This window comes from Bartonella sp. AA86SXKL, assembly GCF_042196885.1.
Genome location: NZ_JBHIRE010000004.1, coordinates 103,792 through 125,060 on the forward strand (window position 1 = coordinate 103,792; position 21,269 = coordinate 125,060).

The 21,269-nt window shown below is 37.5% G+C and carries 19 protein-coding genes; 3 read left to right on the forward strand and 16 right to left on the reverse strand.

Annotated elements, in window-relative coordinates; genetic code table 11:
• Positions 1 to 420 precede the first annotated feature (420 nt).
• The 3 genes from mgtE to ppa all read left to right on the forward strand — a co-directional run bounded on the left by mgtE (position 421) and on the right by ppa (position 5,499).
• Positions 421 to 1,797: a magnesium transporter gene (gene mgtE, locus ACFIO5_RS03400; protein WP_375633915.1), complete on the forward strand. Its 1,377-nt coding sequence runs from the start codon at positions 421 to 423 to the stop codon at positions 1,795 to 1,797.
• Positions 1,798 to 3,062: 1,265 nt separating this feature from the next.
• Positions 3,063 to 4,889, forward strand: a complete 1,827-nt coding sequence (gene typA, locus ACFIO5_RS03405; RefSeq protein ID WP_375705097.1) for a translational GTPase TypA — start codon at positions 3,063 to 3,065, stop codon at positions 4,887 to 4,889.
• Positions 4,890 to 4,968: 79 nt separating this feature from the next.
• Positions 4,969 to 5,499, forward strand: coding sequence for an inorganic diphosphatase (gene ppa, locus ACFIO5_RS03410; protein ID WP_375633911.1), 531 nt, complete (start codon positions 4,969 to 4,971; stop codon positions 5,497 to 5,499).
• Positions 5,500 to 5,552: 53 nt separating this feature from the next.
• Here ppa and ACFIO5_RS03415 read toward each other — a convergent pair whose 3' ends face one another.
• From ACFIO5_RS03415 to ACFIO5_RS03490, 16 genes are all read right to left on the reverse strand, one after another.
• Entirely contained in the window at positions 5,553 to 5,867 is a 315-nt protein-coding gene (locus ACFIO5_RS03415) for a DUF167 domain-containing protein (protein WP_375618079.1), read from the reverse strand.
• Between the two features lie 22 nt (positions 5,868 to 5,889).
• Positions 5,890 to 6,183, reverse strand: coding sequence for a YggT family protein (locus ACFIO5_RS03420; RefSeq protein ID WP_375633909.1), 294 nt, complete (start codon positions 6,181 to 6,183; stop codon positions 5,890 to 5,892).
• 327 nt (positions 6,184 to 6,510) lie between these two features.
• The gene (locus ACFIO5_RS03425) at positions 6,511 to 7,071 is read right to left on the reverse strand and encodes an invasion associated locus B family protein (RefSeq protein ID WP_375633907.1); all 561 of its coding nucleotides are present in this window, start codon (positions 7,069 to 7,071) and stop codon (positions 6,511 to 6,513) included.
• A 99-nt stretch (positions 7,072 to 7,170) separates the two neighbouring features.
• Positions 7,171 to 7,698 (reverse strand): RNA pyrophosphohydrolase, encoded by a 528-nt coding sequence (locus tag ACFIO5_RS03430; RefSeq protein WP_375633905.1) that lies wholly within the window; start codon positions 7,696 to 7,698, stop codon positions 7,171 to 7,173.
• Positions 7,699 to 7,737: 39 nt separating this feature from the next.
• Positions 7,738 to 9,048: a S41 family peptidase gene (locus tag ACFIO5_RS03435; RefSeq protein ID WP_273790634.1), complete on the reverse strand. Its 1,311-nt coding sequence runs from the start codon at positions 9,046 to 9,048 to the stop codon at positions 7,738 to 7,740.
• Positions 9,038 to 10,279, reverse strand: a complete 1,242-nt coding sequence (locus ACFIO5_RS03440; RefSeq protein ID WP_375634022.1) for a murein hydrolase activator EnvC family protein — start codon at positions 10,277 to 10,279, stop codon at positions 9,038 to 9,040. Before ACFIO5_RS03440 ends, ACFIO5_RS03435 begins: the two co-directional genes overlap by 11 nt.
• 133 nt (positions 10,280 to 10,412) lie before the next feature.
• Entirely contained in the window at positions 10,413 to 10,895 is a 483-nt protein-coding gene (gene rlmH, locus ACFIO5_RS03445) for a 23S rRNA (pseudouridine(1915)-N(3))-methyltransferase RlmH (RefSeq protein WP_375633903.1), read from the reverse strand.
• Between the two features lies 1 nt (position 10,896).
• On the reverse strand, positions 10,897 to 11,283 hold the full coding sequence (gene rsfS, locus ACFIO5_RS03450; RefSeq protein ID WP_375610572.1) for a ribosome silencing factor: 387 nt from the start codon (positions 11,281 to 11,283) through the stop codon (positions 10,897 to 10,899).
• Positions 11,284 to 11,394: 111 nt separating this feature from the next.
• Positions 11,395 to 11,988, reverse strand: a complete 594-nt coding sequence (locus ACFIO5_RS03455; RefSeq protein ID WP_375633902.1) for a nicotinate-nucleotide adenylyltransferase — start codon at positions 11,986 to 11,988, stop codon at positions 11,395 to 11,397.
• Positions 11,989 to 12,017: 29 nt separating this feature from the next.
• On the reverse strand, positions 12,018 to 13,274 hold the full coding sequence (locus tag ACFIO5_RS03460) for a glutamate-5-semialdehyde dehydrogenase (protein ID WP_375633900.1): 1,257 nt from the start codon (positions 13,272 to 13,274) through the stop codon (positions 12,018 to 12,020).
• Between the two features lie 45 nt (positions 13,275 to 13,319).
• Positions 13,320 to 14,459: a glutamate 5-kinase gene (proB, locus tag ACFIO5_RS03465; RefSeq protein WP_375633898.1), complete on the reverse strand. Its 1,140-nt coding sequence runs from the start codon at positions 14,457 to 14,459 to the stop codon at positions 13,320 to 13,322.
• A gap of 1 nt (position 14,460) precedes the next feature.
• On the reverse strand, positions 14,461 to 15,486 hold the full coding sequence (gene obgE / locus ACFIO5_RS03470) for a GTPase ObgE (RefSeq protein WP_375633896.1): 1,026 nt from the start codon (positions 15,484 to 15,486) through the stop codon (positions 14,461 to 14,463).
• Positions 15,487 to 15,646: 160 nt separating this feature from the next.
• The gene (locus ACFIO5_RS03475) at positions 15,647 to 16,384 is read right to left on the reverse strand and encodes an RlmE family RNA methyltransferase (RefSeq protein WP_375705099.1); all 738 of its coding nucleotides are present in this window, start codon (positions 16,382 to 16,384) and stop codon (positions 15,647 to 15,649) included.
• Positions 16,385 to 16,413: 29 nt separating this feature from the next.
• Positions 16,414 to 17,724: a Ppx/GppA phosphatase family protein gene (locus tag ACFIO5_RS03480; protein WP_375661947.1), complete on the reverse strand. Its 1,311-nt coding sequence runs from the start codon at positions 17,722 to 17,724 to the stop codon at positions 16,414 to 16,416.
• A 909-nt stretch (positions 17,725 to 18,633) separates the two neighbouring features.
• Positions 18,634 to 19,236: an invasion associated locus B family protein gene (locus tag ACFIO5_RS03485; protein ID WP_375633892.1), complete on the reverse strand. Its 603-nt coding sequence runs from the start codon at positions 19,234 to 19,236 to the stop codon at positions 18,634 to 18,636.
• Positions 19,233 to 21,269, reverse strand: a 2,037-nt coding sequence (locus tag ACFIO5_RS03490; RefSeq protein WP_375705098.1) for a Vomp family autotransporter, incomplete at its 5' end; no start/stop codon positions are given. The genes ACFIO5_RS03485 and ACFIO5_RS03490, both read right to left, overlap by 4 nt.

The following is a 21,269-nucleotide window of genomic DNA, read 5'->3' on the forward strand; positions in this document are numbered from 1 at the left end:
AAAATCGTAAAATTCTTTCATTCAAACCATATTATATTGAAGCAATAAAGATTATTCGCTCGCACATCACAATAGAATTACATATTAACAAAAACACTTGGAGAAAAGCATAATCTCCACTCTTTATAAAATATTGCTGTAGATTATTTTGAAAATCGCAAACTGCATTAAAGAAATGATGGTAAAATCAGAACTGATTTTTACATTTACGTTTTTATATTATCCTCAAATTAAGCTGTATTCTCGTTTTAGTGATTCAGAAACTTGTTTATAACTTATAATTTATCCTTGACTTTACTTCAAATATTAACAATTGGGAATATAGTTGGGGAGTTTTTTTAAATCTTCCATAAACTTTTGTTTTTATCTCATCTATTATCTAGATTTACAACTCTCCAACTCTTCAGGAGGTACTTTATCATGACTGAAATCAAAACGGCCTTCGACTTCAAAAATTTTTCTCCTGAAGCTCTCGCTGAAAAGTTAAAGAACCAGCATTTTGCAGACTCTATTGATATCATCAATGAGCTCGATATCATGGAACGTGTAACTATTCTTAGTCTTCTGCCTCTTGATTATGTTATCGAACTTTTTGATAAACCAGAGCTTGAGCAACCTGCTGCCATCCTAGAACTTCTCCCTATAAATCGTGCTGTTGAAATTCTTGATGGCATGTCTGCCGATGCTGCTGCAGACGTCTTTCAAGAAATGGATAAGGAAACCCGTACACGACTTTATGCCTTGCTTAACCCCTTAACGCGCGCTGAACTTAAAAAACTCATCAGTTATCCTGATCATACAGCAGGAGCACTGATGACAACAGAGTTTATAGCCGTTCCTTCAAACTGGACCATACAAAAAACTTTGGATCACATTCGTGAGGTCGAGCGAACACGTGAAACAGTTTATACCAGCTATGTAATTGACCCCAAAACAGGTACTCTTCTCAAAGCTGTTTCCCTGCGTAACCTTATTCTTGCCTCACCTGATGAACAAATTCTTAATGTCCCTACCCATGACTCGCCCATTACAATATCACCTTTCACACATCATGAAGATATCGCACGCCTTTTCCAGCGCCATGATCTTCTCTCTGTGCCTGTAGTTGATGAAAGTAACCATGTCATTGGCATTGTAACCGTTGATGACGTGCTTGATACTATGGTCGATGAAATGAATGAAGATGCCTATAAATTTGGGGGTATGGAAGCACTTAATAAGCCCTATATGCAAATTAAGTTTCCTGAAATGATGAAAAAACGCGGAGGCTGGCTCGCTTTACTCTTTATCGGTGAAATGCTGACAGCAAGCGCTATGCAACATTTCGAAACAGAACTCGAAAAAGCGATTATTCTTACACTGTTCATACCTCTCATTATGAGCTCAGGAGGAAATTCCGGCTCACAGGCTACATCCCTTATTATCCGTGCATTGGCTTTACGTGAACTCACGTTGAAAGACTGGTGGAAAGTGATCATTCGTGAAATTCCAACAGGACTATCCCTTGGTCTCTTACTAGGAATTATTGGTGTTACGCGCATTGCTCTTTGGCAAAAACTGGGTATCTACGACTATGGCCAACATTGGATTGCTATTTCGACAACAGTGGGTACAGCTTTAGTTGGAATCGTTACCTTTGGTTCTCTTTCTGGATCTATGTTGCCTTTTATTCTTAAAGGTTTAAAATTTGATCCAGCAAGTGCTTCTGCTCCTTTTGTGGCAACTTTAGTAGATGTCATGGGCATTATAATCTATTTTTCTGTAGCTTCTCTCATTTTGTCAGGAACTCTTCTTTAAACATGTAAAGTAAAAACTCTTACTTATGGAAAAATCTCGTCATGTAACCTAAGATTCTTTCCATAAGAGAATAAGCTTTATTATTTATTTTCTAGCGCACCGCTCTATAGATAATTTATTATTTTTTTGAATAACAGCTCCGGATAACGTAATTTTACCTCATCATAAAGCTTCTCATATTAAATCGATTAAAGTCATCTTCTTGCCAGTCACAAACGAGATCGGTGTATGGCTAAAAACTATTCAAGAAAAAATAAAATACTTCTTATATCCTCTCTCTCGTATCAAAAACTGGCGCAATATTGACAGCTGAGAAAAAATAATAATGATGATACTCAACAGGCTTTATATTTCTTCACAAAGGCGTTAATAGTATACTATTCGCGTATGTTATATCATTTATGAGCCCTATCATGGAATGGATGTAGTGTACGTTAAGAAATCTCTCTTAAGTACATGAATATGCAACAAAAAGTATACTCTGTTTAAAGTGTTCTGTTTGGCATAAAAAGCATACTCCTATTAGAGAGTGCAATTAACAAAAGTGTAAGGCAATGCACTATCTCCATGGTTTAAAAGATATTACTTTAGATGCTTTTGAAATCATAAATTGGATTAACAGCAAAGATGGGAATTTTCTTTGGATGCCTTCATATTCTTTCTAAATAAGACTGTATGCCGGGTTCATAAATAAATCAAACAGATATAACTCTTGCCCTAATCTGGCATACAAAAGCTAGAACTTCTTATAAAATTCTTAATCGTCTCAATATTTACCTCAAATACACGATTGCATTAGATCTGTATTTTGATTGACAAGTTATGGAATAAGAAAAAGCTTTATTTAGAATAAAAATGTTGTAAAGTTGTCAATAAATTGGCTATGGATTGAGAGATATTCCGGATTTTTATCAATCTCTTTGCAAAACAACAACAACAATACCGCTAGCTTTATACTTACTTACTCTTACAAGAATTCATATAAATTTCTTGTGTCATATTGATAAAAATCAAATTGACTGTGATTTTTGAGATAATTCTTAGCTCGAGAATAGAACATACGTACTATAAAAAACTTTTACGAAGCTTCAGAAATTGAAGCTCAATAGAGCCTTAAAGACTTGGATAAATAGTTTTGCCATAAAAATATTGCCTCCATCTTCCAAAATTATAAAAAAACATGTAAAAGATTTTCTAATAGTCAGGCAAAGAATGTAAAGACTTTGCCTCAAATGAAATTTCATTAAACGAAAAGAAGAAAATTTATGCAATTGCGTAACATTGCCATCATTGCCCACGTTGACCATGGGAAAACAACGCTTGTAGACGGGCTTCTCAAGCAATCAGGAAACTTCCGTGATAATCAGCGTACAAGCGAACGTATGATGGATTCAAACGATATTGAGAAAGAACGCGGAATTACAATCCTAGCGAAAGTGACATCTGTTGTTTGGAAAGATACTCGAATTAATATTGTTGATACACCAGGACACGCCGACTTTGGTGGAGAAGTTGAACGCATCCTCAATATGGTTGATGGAGCCATTGTACTTGTTGATGCTGCTGAAGGACCAATGCCACAAACAAAATTTGTTGTTGGCAAAGCATTGAAAGTAGGATTGCGCCCTATTGTTGCTATTAATAAAATTGACCGACCGGATGCACGCGTTGATGAAGTCATCAATGAGGTTTTTGACCTTTTCGCTGCTCTTGATGCAACCGATGAACAGCTTGATTTTCCTATTCTTTATGGATCTGGACGCGATGGATGGATGGCTGAAGCCTCTGAAGGACCAAAAGATCAGGGATTAGGTCCTTTATTTGATCTTGTGACGCAGCATGTCCCTTCTCCTAGTGTAGCAGAAGGACCGTTTCGCATGATTGGAACTATTCTTGAAGCGGATCCGTTTTTGGGACGAATTATTACAGGGCGGATTCATTCTGGCTCTCTAAAACCCAATCAAAATGTCAAAGTTCTTGGACAAGATGGAAAACTTTTAGAAACTGGGCGTATTTCAAAAATTTTAGCGTTTCGTGGCTTAGAACGGCAACCTATTGAAGAAGGAAGTGCTGGTGATATTGTTGCGATTGCAGGTCTACAAAAAGGTACCGTAGCTGATACTTTCTGTGATCCTACTGTCAATGAACCCCTTACTGCCCAACCAATTGATCCTCCTACTGTTACTATGAGTTTTCTCGTCAACGATAGTCCCCTTGCTGGAACTGAAGGCGATAAAGTAACAAGCCGTGTCATTCGTGACCGATTGTTAAAAGAAGCAGAAGGCAATGTCGCTCTTAAAATTGAAGAATCAGCCGATAAAGATTCTTTCTACGTTTCAGGACGAGGAGAATTACAGCTTGCAGTTCTCATTGAAAATATGCGCCGTGAAGGATTTGAACTTAGTGTTTCACGCCCACGTGTTGTTATGCAAAAAGATGAAAATGGAATAACTCTTGAGCCAATCGAAGAAGTTGTTATCGATGTTGATGAAGAATATTCCGGTACTGTTGTACAAAAAATGTCTGAACGTAAAGGCGAAATGGTGGAATTACGTCCTTCTGGAGGTAATCGTGTCCGCCTTGTCTTTTATGCACCAACCCGAGGACTCATTGGTTATCAATCTGAACTTTTAACGGACACACGTGGTACAGCAATTATGAATCGCCTTTTCCATGCTTATGAACCTTATAAAGGAGACATTGCTGGTCGTGTTAATGGTGTTATGATTTCAAATGACAACGGTGAATCTGTCGCTTATGCTCTTTTTAATCTTGAAGATCGTGGTCCTATGATCATCGATGCGGGTGTGAAAGTCTATCAAGGTATGATTATTGGCATCCACTCACGAGATAATGACTTAGAAGTCAATGTCTTAAAAGGGAAAAAACTTACCAATATGCGCGCTTCTGGAAAAGATGAGGCCGTAAAGTTAACGCCTCCCATTAAAATGACATTAGAACGTGCCTTATCGTGGATACAAGATGATGAACTTGTGGAGGTAACCCCTAAAAATATTCGTCTCCGCAAACTCTATCTTGATCCTAATGAACGTAAACGTTTTGAAAAAACACGTGCATCAATTTCAAGTTAATTTCATAATCTCTTTGGTAAAATATTTATAAAATATTTAATTGTATTGAGCCTCACTATATTCCAGAAAGGATGTCTCTATGAATATTAAGGAAATACCCGTAGGCAAAAATCCACCAGAAGATATTAACGTTATTGTGGAAGTCTCCCTTGGTGGTCAACCAATAAAATATGAGATGGATAAAAAGTCGGGTGCATTATTTGTTGACCGTTTTCTTCATACATCAATGGTTTATCCTGGAAATTACGGTTTTGTCCCTCATACGCTTTCAGATGATGGTGATCCTATTGATGTTCTTATCTGTAATACCCGTCCACTTATGCCTGGTTGTGTTATCAATGTTCGCCCCATCGGAGCTCTAATGATGGAAGATGATGGTGGTAAAGATGAAAAAATTATTGCCATTCCCACTACAAAATTAACAAAACGCTATATCAATATTCATGACTATACAGATCTGCCCGAGATTACACTCAAACAAATTGAACATTTCTTCAAGCATTACAAAGATCTGGAACCTGGAAAATGGGCTAAAATTGAAGGATGGCGTGATAAAAACTTTGCTCATGAATTAATTAAGCAAGCTGTTGAGCGCAATAAAAAAGTATAAAGATTTTAATAAAATAAAGCCTATAAAAAAATAGGCTTTGTTATTTATTTTTTCTACGAGATGTAATCTCTAAAGGATTGCCATATCTGCTTTAGCTCTTCTAAATGTGTTGAAAAGTAAAGTTGTTTGTAGCGAGATATTGCGCCGCTTTTCAGAGAAATAGAAGAAGATGGGATTTTCCACTGCTTCGCAAGAAATTTAATGAGAGCTTTATTCGCTTTTCCATCTTCAGGAACAGCCCGAAGGCGTATAACCAGATATTGTTTTTCACCATCCCTACATTCAACCCCTATTATTTTGTCAACGGATGATTTAGGAATGAGATATACAAACAAAATCAAGTTATTTTCATCAACTTGATAAAACATGTATTCGCCTCAAGTAATATTTCTATAAATACATGTTTGCGTAAACGCGCCACATGAAAGTACGAATAAAATAAATAATAATAAAAACTATAATAGGTGAAATATCAATTGTTCCAAAATTTGGTAAAATTTGCCGGATACGGCTTAGAATGGGATTTGTAAGACGATATAGAAAGCTTCCTATCAAAACAACAAAGCGATTGCGCGAATTTATGATATTAAAGACATAAAGCCAAGAAAAAATGACACTAGCGATTAAAATATCAATATAAATCTCAAAAATCAAATCAATCGTTCGAAGCAATGCATAAATCATGCGTCATCCCTTTCAATCAAGGAAACAGAAGAGCGTATAGAAAACCTTCATTAAAGCAGGTCTGTGTATCAAAAAATGGTTTTATATTTCAATACTCTTTTTTCTTGAATAAAAACCAGACATCTAAATTCTTCATCTCTCTATTTAATGACGATGCAGTTAGAAAACAAATATCAAAATTAAAAATAGCACATAAAATAGAAGAAACAGCAAAAAATCTGAATATTCCTTAATAGGATTAATCTTAAATCTCATCGTTTTAATTATTAATTATAAAAAACAAACAAACTAAAAGCGGCCTTTTAAAGTCCGCTTTTAGTTTTAAAATTATTTCTGCAAAGCAGTCAAACGATTAAGAGCACTGCTAAAACCATCTAGCTGAACAAATAAATCATTCAAAGCTGGTTCACCTGCAGCAGCAATTGTCATCGCCAACTTTAACTTTTTTCCAGAACGTAAAGCTGCTACGTGATTTTTGTCAAAAACGACAGGAACTACACAACCTGCTGGTACACAAGTCCGGATACCGGTTTCGATAACAGCTTTTCCCTCATCAACTTGTAAACGAACAGGCTTAGAAACCAAAATGCCAAAAGGAACTGTTAAATTACCAGATACAACACCCTCAGCATCGAGAGTAAGTCCCATAGCCACAACAACACGCCCCTGCTCATTCACTTCTTGACGGTGCATAAAACAAATTCTTTTCCCTTCTTGTATACCACAGTTAATAGTCCACAAACCGTAGGTTTCAGTCAAAGAAGAAGCTCCATTTGGCAATGTCGCTGCCGCATCTTTTGATGCAGGAGGCTTTGAACTTGTTGCAAATGCAACAGATGAAATACTCAAGAGAGTAAAAACTATAAGTAAATTAAATAACTTTTTCATTTTATATTCCTGTTCTTTACATAAAAGATAAACATGTTTATTATTTATTATAATATAAAGCATCTTAATAAAAAAAGCTTTCTCATAATCATATAGCTTTTATAATGGTCTAAGGCTACCTCGAAATTCGCTGACAATTTTCGTATAAACGTGCTTTTTAAAAGAAACAGCAATCAACGGAAGGGTTTCTAGATCAATCCATTTCCATTGATCGAATTCTGCTTTATTGCCATCTGGTGGCGGATTAATCGCAATTTCAGAAAGCTTTCCTGTAAACTGGAAAGCAAACCATTTTTGTATTTGCCCACGATATTTATTTGTTAATGTGCACCCAATAAGTTCTTGTGGAAAATCATAATGGAACCAATTTTGTGCTTCTTTAATCAACTTTACAGATCGAATACCCGTTTCTTCATAAAGTTCACGATATGCCGCATCTAATGGTTTTTCATCTTCATCAATCCCTCCTTGAGGAAGCTGCCAACGATGAGATATGTCAATATCTGCATCTGCATGAATGGGCATCATTAAACGACGCCCAACCCACACTTTCCCCTCATGATTAAAGACAACAATCCCAACACATTTGCGATATGGAAGAATCTTCAAATTAATATCTGCATCCATTTAATATTCCTCAAAATCGCAAGCTATAGATATCAATTCTCACTTTAACACATCCTTATTGGGATCTGGTGGAAATGCTGCATTTGCCATTTCACCTCGTAACAGTTTATAGGCCTCATTCAATTGAATATCATCTTTAGGGTCTTTGGGAACAAAAGCAGCTGAACCAGATCCTTTATTACTTTCTCGTTTTCCTTTGATATGTCCTTTTAATGCAGACTCACCAACTTTTACATCATAACCTTTATATTTTTCAGGAAGTGGTTGCTCTACAATAATATCAGGCGTAATCCCTGTTCCTTGAATAGAAGTGCCTGATGGCGTGTAATAAAGTGCTGTTGTTAAGCGTAAAGCCCCATTTTCACCCAAAGGAATAATTGTTTGAACAGATCCTTTACCAAAAGACTGCGTCCCTAAAATTGTTGCACGACGATGATCTTGCAATGCACCCGCAACAATTTCAGAAGCACTTGCTGAACCACCATTAATAAGAACAATGAGCGGTTTTCCATTGATGACATCACCTGGCTTCGCATCAAATCTTGTCACATCACTCTTTTTGCGCCCACGAGTCGACACAATTTCACCTTTATTGAGAAAAGCACTCGAAACATTAACAGCTTGATCTAAAAGCCCACCCGGATTAAGCCGCAAATCAAGGACGTAACCTTTTAGCTTATCTTCAGGAATTTTAGATTGGATATCTTTAATTGCCGCTAGAAGATTATTTAATGTCTGTTCAGAAAACTGGATAACTCTTAAATATCCAATATCACCCTCAACCCGATATTTCACCGCTTTTACTTTGATAATATCACGAACAATCTTCACTTCAAATGGCTTATCAACGCCAGAACGAATAATTGTTAAGGTAATTGGTGTTCCAGGAGCACCTCGCATCTTATTAACAGCTTCATTCAATGTTTGACCATTCGTTTGTACATCATCAATTTTTGAAATAAGGTCTCCTGCTAGAATACCTGCTTTTGAAGCGGGAGTATCATCCATTGGTGAAACAACTTTAATTAAGTTTTTTTCCATAGTGACCTCAATACCAAGACCTCCGAACTCTCCTTTCGTAGAATCCCGCATATCCTTGGCTTCTTCAGCATTCAAATAAGATGAATGAGGGTCCAGTGATGTGAGCATGCCATTGATAGCATTTTCAATAAGCTTTTTATCATCTGGAACTGTAACGTATTGCATACGCACACGCTCAAAAACATCGCCAAATATAGCTAGCTTTTTATATGCATTATCTTCATTATTCGCAGCAACAGACTGCACCATAATCATTGAACAGGCGCCGAGCAATACCCCAGCGACCAAAAGAATAACTTTACGAATCATTTTGGCTCCTTCTTATTTTTTCAGTCTGCCACCAAGGAGTTGGATTTACAGGTTTTCCCTGCTTTCTAAACTCAATGTAAAGCATTGGAGAAGTTTTTCCTATATCCAATGCAACACTGTTTGAAATAAATTGCATCTCCATTATACCCAGAGGCTCACCTGAAAGAACAAACTGCCCCTGTTTTACATTAATTCTCGACATTCCAGTAAAAATGATATGATAACCATTTCCAACATTGAGAATGATTAAATGTCCGTAAGAACGAAATGGCCCAGCAAAAGCAACAAAAGCATCCACAGGTGAAATAACAACAGCTCCTGACTCTGTTTCTATCGTTTCACCAAAGCGCGTAATCTGCGAACTTTTGTTAGAGTGATGTATTCTTTTTCCTGAAACAGGAAAAAGTAAAGAACCTTTTCGGCTTTCAAAATTGGACTGTTCTAACAATTGTAAACTTTTCCGTACCTGTACTGATGCATCAGAGCTAAGTTTTGACTGACGATCGAGCTCTAAAATCAATTCTTCCAAAGACTGCGCTTTTTTAGCAAGAGCAATATTTTTTTGTTGCTGTTCTGTAAGTTCTTTTTCTGATTTTTTTTGTAGTTTGTTTTTTTGGTCTAATAAAAGCTCTAGACGTTTTCGCTGCTCTGCTTGATTTTGCAGTTTTGTCTTTAATGCCGTATATTCCGTAGTAATGGAATTACTCAAATTGGTCAACTCCTTGAGTTCCCCTTTTAAATCTCGTGTTTTCTCTTGCATCTGAGGAATAACAGTACCTAATAAAACAGAACTACGTATAGAAGCCAACGCGTCTTCTGGCTGTATCATAAGAGCAGGAGGCGGATTCAATCCCATACGTTCCAAAATTGCAAGAACTTCCGCAAATTCAGCACGACGATTTTTTAAACTTTGATAGACTTGTACCCGCTTTTCTATCATTTTTTTAAGCTTTTCTTCCCTTTTAGCAATATCATCTGCTACTATACGTTCTTCTTTAGCCGCCTTTATGAGTGCATCACTCAAAACACGTTGATCTTTTTTTAAATGCTCAACTTGATGCATAAGAAAAGTAACACGCTCACGCGAAAGTGAAATATTTTGGCGAATTTCTCCCAATTCTTTATGTACTTCCGTACTCCTCATTTCTTCCGCATGCGATACAGAAAAGCAAAAAAACATACTCAAGAGCAGAATGACAAATATGACGCACTCCTCATATAAATATAGCATCTTTCTATGAAGAAGCTTTTTCATTTGCAAAAACCATGACACCTCATCGTATACATTAGAGATGCTTTAAATGGTGTCAGCTAAAACAATATTAATAAACATATAAATAAGTGCTAAAAATTGAACAAAAATATTAAAAACGATGATACGGATGATTATTTTCAATTGTTACAGCGCGGTAAAGTTGTTCTGTAAGAAGAATACGTGCAATTTGATGTGGCCACGTCATCAAACCAAAAGATAAAAGAAAATCAGCACGCTTCCTTATTTGTTCATTATGCCCATCAGGTCCTCCCAAAGCGATGACGACATCTCGAATGCCCTCATCACGATAACACCTCAATTTTTCAGAAAAAGAAGTTGAAGAAATCGATTCTCCACGCTCATCTAACACAATTAATCGACATTTTTCAGGTAAAAATTCAATAAGTTTTCTCCCCTCTTCATCCATACGTTGACAAACTGTTTGAGCACGACTTTCTGGTATCTCTTGTAACTTTTTTAAATGCAAGCCTACATCTCCAGAAATTTTAGAAAAACGATCCAAATAATGCTGAACTAATTTTTGCTCCGCCCCACTTTTCATACGACCAACCGCAAAAACAGAAATTTGCATTTTAATGATCTCCGAAGAGAAGCAAAGCCGTATCGTTTAAATCCGGCGTCATCCATATTTTTTCTAAATTATAAAAAAGACGAATTTCTGGACGAAAAAGATGAATGATAATATCACCTGTATCAATCAATACCCAGTCACCTCCAGCAAGCCCTTCTACACGCGCAAGCCCCTGCCCACTATCTTTCCAAGTATGTAATAAATGATCAGCAACAGACGATACATGACGCTGCGAATTTGCTGAAGCTATGACCATATAATCAGCCAAAGATGACTTCCCTCGAATATCAATAGCAACAATATCTTCTGCTTTTGTATCTTCTAAACTCTTGAGAATAACTTCAAGACTCTCACTCACAGAAAAAACTTTTTTTTCTTTTGAAGGCATAATATTGTAAGAGTGTTTGTGTGCAACGTTTTTCAGATCAATATCCTTTCTTATCGTTGTGGAATCTAAAAAAGAGACTTCTCTAAAGAGAAGCAGAATCTTATGAAATGTTCAAGAAAAATCATTCTTCTTCAAACGAAGGTTTGTTGAAGACTGAAAAGATAAAGGTCCATGCAAATAAGTCCAAACTGGTGGCTTGATAAAAGGTAATCGCTTACTTTCTCTCTCATCCAAACGAAAACGGCGATAAATATGTGCCATAGGAGAAGAAAGTGCTGACCGATTTCCTAAAGGACGATCAATAATCGCAATAGGAAGCATAGAGACGATATCATGCCATCGATACCAATGATGTATCGTCGCAAAACTATCTGCCCCCATAATCCATACAAAATTTACGCCACTGTAATGGGTAAGAATATGAAAAATCGTATCTACTGATACTTTACTCCCTATAGCCTGTTCAAAACCTGTTAAGCAAATTTTTGGATGGTCAATAAGTTTAAAACTTAATTGCATTCTCTCCTCTAAAGAGAGCAACTGTGTACAATCCTTTAAAGGATTTCCTGGAGTGATCATCCACCATAACTGATCAAGATGCAAACGCCGAATGGCAATTTTTGCAACAAGAAGATGCCCCGCATGCGGTGGATTAAAGGAACCACCAAAAAGACCCACAACATTAGATCTTTCAACATGTGGCATACAATTTTTCCATGGAAAAAATAATGTTCTCAAGCTCTAACCTGACCATTTCCTTTAACGTGATATTGAAATGATGTTAGCTGTTCAACACCTATGGGACCACGTGCATGCATTTTTCCTGTTGCGATACCAATTTCCATTCCAAAACCAAATTCACCTCCATCAGCAAATTGTGTAGATGCATTGTGCAGCAAAATAGCTGAATCTAAATGATTAAAAAAATTCTTCACCACTTCCAAATCCTCAGCAATAATCGATTCCGTATGTCCTGATGAATAACGCTTGATATGAGCAATGGCTCCCTCAACACCCTCAACTGTTTTAACAGAAAGAATAGCATCAAGATATTCATGCGACCAATCTTCTTCAGAAGCTAATTTGACATCTGGTATAAGAAAAACAATATCTTCTGTGGCGCGAATTTCACATCCCTTCTCCTGTAAAGCAGTTAAAACAGGAAGAAACTTTTTTAATGCTTGGCTGTCAATGAGAACTGTCTCAACAGCACCGCATATCCCTGTTCGCCGCAGCTTTGCATTTAAAACAATATTGCGTGCCATATCTAAATCTGCCGATTTATCAATATAAATATGACAAAGTCCCTCCAAATGAGCAAAAATTGGAACACGTGCATCAGACTGAACGCGGGCAACAAGGCTCTTTCCACCACGTGGTACGATCACATCAATCGCTCCATCCAATCCTTTGAGCATTTCCCCAACGGCAGCACGATCTGTCGTTCCAACCATTTGGATAGCATCTTTGGGTAAACCAGAGCGCTCTAAACCTTGTACCAAAGCTAAATGAAGAGCATGAGAAGAATGAAAGCTATCCGAACCACCGCGCAAAATCGCAGCATTACCTGCTTTTAAGCACAAAGAACTCGCATCAACTGTAACATTGGGACGACTTTCATAAATAATGCCAATCACACCAAGAGGTGTTCGTACACGACTTATATGAAGCCCATTTGGACGTTTCCACGCACTCATAACCTGTCCAACAGGATCAGATAAACGAGCAACTTGACGAACACTGTCTATCATTGCACGTAAACGCAAGTCATCTAATTTTAGCCGATCAATCATTGCAGCTTTCAAATTATTCTGAGCAGCATTCTCTAAATCTTGACAATTCGCCCGTAAAATTTTATCTGACTGAGCCTCTAGACTTAAAGCGATCATTTCTAATGCATTATTCTTTTGCTCAGAAGAAGCAACGGCCAACGCTGCAGCGGCATAGCGTGCTTTTTGTCCCATATCTTTCATTTGTTCTTCTAAAGTCATCGTATTATCCACTCTGCGAAAACAATAAAAACAAAAGTAACTTTTTTAAACAGAATTGATCAAGCAACGTACAATCATATCATTACGATGCACCATAGCAGAGCGCGCCTCATACCCAAGAATAGCTTCAATTTCTTCACTTTTATGTCCTATAATGCGTACAGCCTCATCTTTGTCATAGCTTACAAGTCCACGCGCAATCTCAACCCCATCTGTACCAACAATTGCAACCGTATCCCCACGCTGGAAATTTCCCTCAACGCCAATAACCCCTGCTGCTAATAACGATTTTCCTGTTTCAAGAGCCCTAATGGCTCCTTGATCAATCGTCAAAACACCAGATGGATCTAAATGACCAGAAATCCATGTTTTCCAAGCATTGACAGATTTCTTACTTGCCGCAAAAAAACTCTTGCGTTCACCTTTGTCAATTGCAGCAAGAGGATTCATACGCTTGCCTGAGGTGATAATCATCGCCGTTCCAGCAGCATTAGCTATTTTTCCGGCTTCAAGCTTAGTCTTCATTCCTCCCCGTGAAAACTCTGAAGCAGCAACATCTGCCATTTTTTCGATATCATGCGTAATGGATGCAACAAAAGGTATAAATTCAGCCGTAGGATCACTATGGGGAGACTTTGTATAAAGACCATCAATATCAGATAAAAGTATTAAAAGATCTGCCCCCATCATTGTTGCCACACGTGCAGCTAAACGATCATTATCACCATAACGAATTTCATTTGTCGCAACAGTATCATTCTCATTAATAACAGGTACTGCTCTAAAACGTAAAAGTACATTAATCGTTGCACGTGCATTGAGATAACGCCTTCGCTCTTCCGTATCAAATAAAGTGAGCAAAATTTGGCCTGTTTTGAGCCCATGTTGAGCAAGCGCATCACCATAGGTTTTAGCTAACTCAATTTGCCCCAAAGCAGCACATGCCTGGCTTTCTTCCAATTTCAAAGCCCCCTTAGGAAGCTGTAGCAATGTCCTTCCTAAAGCAATAGCACCTGAAGACACCAACAATATCTCTACACCTTTTTTGTGCAATTCAACAACATCACTAATCAAGCTTTTAAGCCATTCAACCCGTAAACCTGCCTGAGGATCAACCAAAAGGGCAGATCCAATCTTGACCACAATACGTTTATAGTGTGTAAGTTTTTGCGATCCAACAGCCATCTCAATCAACCTTGCTATCCCCACTAATCTCCTCTTTGCGTGACATTTCAATAATATGTGCACCAGCACGCAGCACATTTTCTAAACCTTCGCGGCTAACGGCAGAAAACATCATAACAGGTTGATCCGCAGCTCTTTGCAAAGCTTCCTGTTTCGTTTTACGCTCTTCAATCGTTAGCGTATCTATCTGGCTTAAAGCAATAATTTCAGTTTTATCACTTAGATTATTTCCATATGCCTCAAGTTCACGACGCACAATTTGATATGCTTTTGCAACATCTTCTTCTTGAGCAGAAATCAAATGAAGGAGGACACGACAACGTTCCACATGTCCTAAAAAACGGTCTCCAATTCCCACCCCTTCATGGGCTCCTTCGATTAACCCCGGAATATCAGCCAAAACAAATTCACGACCATCAATTCGTACAACACCAAGATGAGGATGTAGAGTAGTAAAAGGATAATCTGCAACTTTTGGCTTTGCCGCCGTTACAGAAGCTAAAAAAGTTGATTTTCCGGCATTTGGTAAACCAACAAGCCCCGCATCAGCAATTAACTTCAAACGAAGCCATATTGCACGCTCTTCTCCAGCCAAACCTGGATTTGCACGACGCGGTGCCCGATTTGTCGATGTTGTAAAGTGAAGATTGCCAAAACCGCCATTCCCTCCTTTTGCAAGGCGATAGCGCTGTCCCACTTCCGTTAAATCACATATTAACGTTGTATTATCTTCTTCAAAAATTTGCGTCCCAACCGGAACTTTAAGGATGACATCATCACCCTTCTCACCCGTCATATTACGCCCCTTGCCATGTCCCCCTGTTTTTGCTTTAAAATGCTGTTGGTAGCGATAATCAATCAGCGTGTTAAGCCCATCAACAACAAGAGCCCAGACATCACCACCCCGTCCTCCATTCCCTCCATCAGTCCCCCCAAATTCTATGAATTTTTCACGGCGAAATGATACTGCTCCAGAACCTCCATTACCAGAACGAATATAAACTTTAGCTTGATCAAGAAATTTCATTGGAAACACTCACTGAGAAATCAATCTCTCTACCTCTATAGGCAATACATTAATTTTACCAGTTTTTCATCATTGATAACAGAAAAACTGTCGCTATCGCTGATAACTCTTTGAGAAAAAAATCATCACATTTAAATAGGTTAAGTAAAGTTAAGTCTTCTTAAAAGAAGGTGATATTCTTGTATTTTTTTCCCTTAAATTCAAGCGCTAGAAGATAAAGCTCTACTGATTCTGATCGGCTTGCGGGTGGTTTAACATGGTAGACTTTTTTAAAATGCTGTTTTAATCTTGCAAGAAGAGTGTTTTCTGCTCCCCCTTGAAAAGCCTTTACTAAAAAATATCCCCCAGGCTTGAGAACCGAAAGAGCAAAATCAGCCGCAACTTCACATAAATAAATCGTTCTTAAATGATCCGTCTGACGATGACCTGTTGTTGGCGCTGCCATATCAGAAAGAACCACATCCGGTTTTGTCCCTAAAGTTTCAATTAATTTCTGCTGTGCATCTGTATGCAAAAAATCCATTTCCAACATGGCAACTCTAGGTAATGGATCAACATGTAAATAATCAATACCAACAACGCTAGGATCTTCATCACTTGACCCTACTATACGCTCAGCCACCTGACACCACCCCCCAGGTGCTGCTCCTAGATCAATAACCTTTTGACCTTTTTTCAAAAACCTATAGCGCTCATTAATTTCAATGAGTTTATAAGCCGCACGCGAACGATAACCATCTACTTTTGATTGATGGACATAAGGATCATTCAGATGCCTCTCTAACCATCGTCGTGATGAAGCTTTAATGGTTCCTGCTTTCTTTTTTACGCGCTGATATAATTCATGTGACCCTGAGCCTCCATAGCCACCTCTCGGTGTTTTTGTTATTTTTTTCATCATTATTCATTGTCTCCATATTTAATTCTCTAACGCTTGAAATCTCTGCTCTTTCTATGACGACACCATACTCCATCGCGTAACATCAGCTCTATCAAAATTCCTTCCCTTAATCCACGATCAGCAACTCTTAAACGCTGACTTGGCCAAACTTCCCGAATAACATCTAAAATTGCACAACCAGCTAAAACTAAATCTGCTCTCTCGCGTCCAATAAAAGGACTTATGACACGTTTTTCTATATCCCATGATAATAGGCGCTGTGTCATAAGTGTAATGTCTGCATCATTCATCCAAATGCCATCCACTTTTTTCCTATCATAACGCTCTAAATTAAGATACATTCCTGCTAAAGTTGTAACCGTACCGGAGGTTCCCAAAAGATGAAACTTCGAACCTTGTGCTAACTCTCCTAATTTATGACGATCTGAAAAATTATTTAATAACCCTCGCACATAACTTTTCATTTTTTCAAAATCGTCTAAGCTAATATCATTCCCTCCAAAACGTTCAGCAAGCGTAACAACACCAACAGGAAGAGAAGTCCAAGCGATAATTTGTCGAGCTAAACGAAAAGAACGCTTTTGAGAAACATCAAGTAGCACAATTTCTGATGATCCTCCTCCAATATCAAAAAGCACAATTGCGTCAGTATTTGGTTCAACAAGTGTACTACACCCTGTAACAGCAAAACGCGCTTCTGTTTGCCGATCAACAATTTCCAATTCAAGACCTGTCTCCTCCAAAACACGCTGAATAAAATGTCTACCATTTTCTGCAGAACGACAAGCTTCCGTTGCAATCAAGCGATAACGCTTAATATGCCTTTGTTTTAGCTTTAAATGACAAATCTTTAATGCTTCAATCGCACGATCCATAGCTTGTGTATTAAGAAAACCGTTATTTATTAAACCTTCTCCCAATCGTACAATACGAGAAAAAGCATCAACAACACGAAAATATCCAGGTTTACTGGGAGATGCGATAAGAAGACGACAATTATTTGTTCCGAGATCAAGTGCCGCATAAAGAGGTGGAGATTTTACTGAATGGAACCGTCGAAGAAAAGGTGCTTTGAGTTTTTTTGTTTTTTGAGCACCTATCATTATCTGACTATGAAACTCAAAAGCTGCCTCAGATTGAACAAAAATCTGTTTCTGTTCATAATGTTTTTTTCTCTGTTGTCTCTTTATATCAACAAGGACAGAATATGCCTCTGTTCGTGACAATGCAGAATGATTATTTGTATTACTACCGCACTGATCATACAACTGATCTGCTTTGGTATCGTATATTTCTCCTCGCTTTAACTCTTTTGAACCATAATTTAACGGGGTCATTTCCCTTATCCCTTGAGCGTTCCCCCCAATAAATAAACGCGAAAACTCTTCTGCTCATTTCTAAATAAAGCAATAATGCAGCATCAAATGATAAATACAAGAAATCACTCTTTCTTTTCCTATCATTAAAATTTTCTACACTAGCATCATTCAGATTTTTGTATAATCTTTCGGTTGTTTCCGTAAAATCATGTTTCTCTTTATGAACTTAAAACTATAAATTAATCGTTTACGTTCACATCAATTTTTATAAATTATGCTCTTTTCTTTATACCATTTACACGGAGCACACCTCTATTGTAACAAACCTACACTATCATACTATTTACTGACTCTTAAGGTTACAACAACCTATACATTAGTACGGTTTATAAGAAAAATTTTTTTAATCTCGTTATCCACACACGAGCCTCGTTTGTTATATGCAATGAAATGGCTTTGATTATGCTGAAATAAAAGTTCTGTAGTACCACAAACTGCAATTACAATAGCTGTTATTTTGTGAATACCAATAAAAACTATCGTTCAAAAAAATCTCTAGAATTATAAATTTATCTGAAAAATATTAATGCATAATCAGACCGCTTTAAAAATCCATTTGAAGCTTAAAAAAAGAATTTAGTCTACTCATTATTGTAAGGAATAAATCGAGTATTTCTAATCTTTTTTACTTTTAATAAATAACGAAATAACTCTTTAAGCTTTATGGAAAATACTAACTTGATTTTCTATTACATATAAAGAACCTATTGTATCTTTACATTCATAAAACTCTCACTCTTTCCAATAAGTCACCTCGATATCATATTATATAAAAATTATTACTTATTTGACCTTATAATTTACACTCAAAAATATAATACAACGATTTATGAAAAAATGAATCTTATTAAAAAGACTCGATGGATTCTAAGGACGTAAAGAATTAAGTGCCGCATTTAACCCTTTAAATGGTACAGTAAAAGAAAATACCTTTCCTTCTTTAATTTTATAGGAAATACGTACCTTATTGTTCTGCTCTATTTGTCTAGTCAAAACCGGACCTACAGGTGATTGTGCCAAACAAACCGTTTCATTACATTGCGTATAATGAATAAGAACAGGTTTTTTGACATCTTTTACAAACATTTGAATCGGAACATTTATATCAGAATTTGGCAATGTTCGAAAAAGCATCACTGCTTGACCACTTGTCGTAGAAACAAGAGACCAACTAAAAATGGTATTTCCTTCTTGATCATGAACCGTCTGTGTCACATTACATATACCTTGCTTATGTTTCAGCTTTTGTTTTTCGTCACAAATCAAAGTCCAATCATAAAACTGCATAATAATTCGACGTGTTTCGCCAGGTTCTCCCTTAGGTATCGATAAGCGCGGTGGATGCACTGTATAAATATTATTGTTCTCGTTGGCAAAGCTTTCGCTCTTGCCTATTAAGGCAAGAGCAAACAGAACCTTTACTAACATACTTCTCGTTTTTACAATAACAGCTATTTTTTCTATTATCATCTCAACCTCAGAGTAATTCCAGCGCCTATTCCCCAATGACCTCCAGCACTTGTCACAGATACATTCGAGCGAATATTTCCATCTTCAGATGTATAACCAGCACCAATAGCAAATGCAGATTGACTGCGCCATAAACCACTCCCAAATGAAACACTTAAAGATCCTGGTATATCATAGTAACGTAAGTTGGACACCGCTAGACCAATAGCAGCAGCTTGTCTTGCTTCCTTGCGAACATCCTCAATAGCATAATTCAATGTCTCAAACTTCATATCCGTATACGAATTAGCCTCATTAACTCCATCTTTTACAATATGAGAAACTTTCTCATCCGTATACTTATTGGCATCTTCAAGAACTATCTTCATCTGCTCTTCAGTATAATCATGCAACTGACCACCATTAACAGCTTGCTGAGAACCTGTTTCAATCTTTCCATCCGCTACATTATCTATCATAACAGGTTCGCTGTCATTGCCTCCTACTAACGTAACCTTATTCGTCTTTTTACCATCATCATCTTTGTCATATTTAACCGCTCCATCCATAACCGTTGTTGTAATATCTTTTACATGTTGATCAATCGTATCTACTTTCTTTTCAACCTCTTTCACTTTCTCATTCGTCTCCCATAGCTGACCTCCATTCACAACTTCTTGTGAATTCTCTTCAACTTTACCAGCTAAGACATTCTTAATCTTGCTCGACTTGTCATCATGCTTCGCGTCATACGCTCCTTCAGTTTCATTCCAATTTAAACCATTGGATGCAACATTCTTCTCAACATCATGAATACGATTGTTGATATTGGTCATACCTGTATTCACACCATCAAACGCAGCCGCAACATTATCATAGCTCGTCTTCTCATCTGAACTACCGTCACTCTTAAATTGTGCAACCTTGAATTCCGGTGCACTCCATTTCCCATCCTTATAGCCCGCTCCTCCTCCTAAATAGGACGCTAAGACATTACTCATAGAATAAAGCTGTGAACCATTCACCGCATCCGTCGATGTTTCTGAAATCGCTCCACCACGCACTCCAGAAAGAGTCCGTTCCGCTCCATCAATATTGGAAAGGGTAATGCTCGTGCCACTTTTTTCGCCTCCAATGCTAATAACATGCGTCTTTTCATCTTGTTTAACTAAGCTATCACCAACAACTTTGTTAATTTCTTTATGAATATTCGTGAAAGACGTCCCTACTCCTGCTAACGCATCCGCAACATTATCATAACTCTTCTCTTCATCTTTTCCATCAGAGTTGACTGTTTTTAGCTTGAAACTTGGAGCACCCCATTCTCCCTTATCATTATAGCCGGCTCCTCCACCAAAATACTCCGCAAACATCTTATTCATGGAATAGAGTTGTGAACCATTAACCGCATCCGTCGATGCTTTTGAAACATCACCTTCCTTAACACCTGAGAGTGTCCGCGCTGCATTATCACTGTTTGCAATATTGATGCTCGTGCCGCTTTTTTCGCCTCCAATGCTAATAACATGCGTCTTTTCATCTTGTTTAACTAAGCTATCACCAACAACTTTGTTAATTTCTTTATGAATATTCGTGAAAGACGTCCCTACTCCTGCTAACGCATCCGCAACATTATCATAACTCTTCTCTTCATCTTTTCCATCAGAGTTGACTGTTTTTAGCTTGAAACTTGGAGCACCCCATTCTCCCTTATCATTATAGCCGGCTCCTCCACCAAAATAGGTCGCAAACATCTTATTCATGGAATAAAGCTGTGAACCATTAACCGCATCCGTCGATACTTTTGAAACATCACCTTCCTTAACACCTGAGAGTGTCCGCGCTGCATTATCACTGTTTGCAATATTGATGATCGTACCACCTTTTTTACCACCAATGCTGATGACATGCGTCTCATCATCTTGCTTAACTAAGCTATCACTAACAACTTTGTTAATCTCCTTGTTAATCTCGTTATGAATATTCGTGAAAGACGTCCCTACTCCTGCTAACGCATCCGCAACATTATCATAGCTCTTCTCTTCATCCTTGCC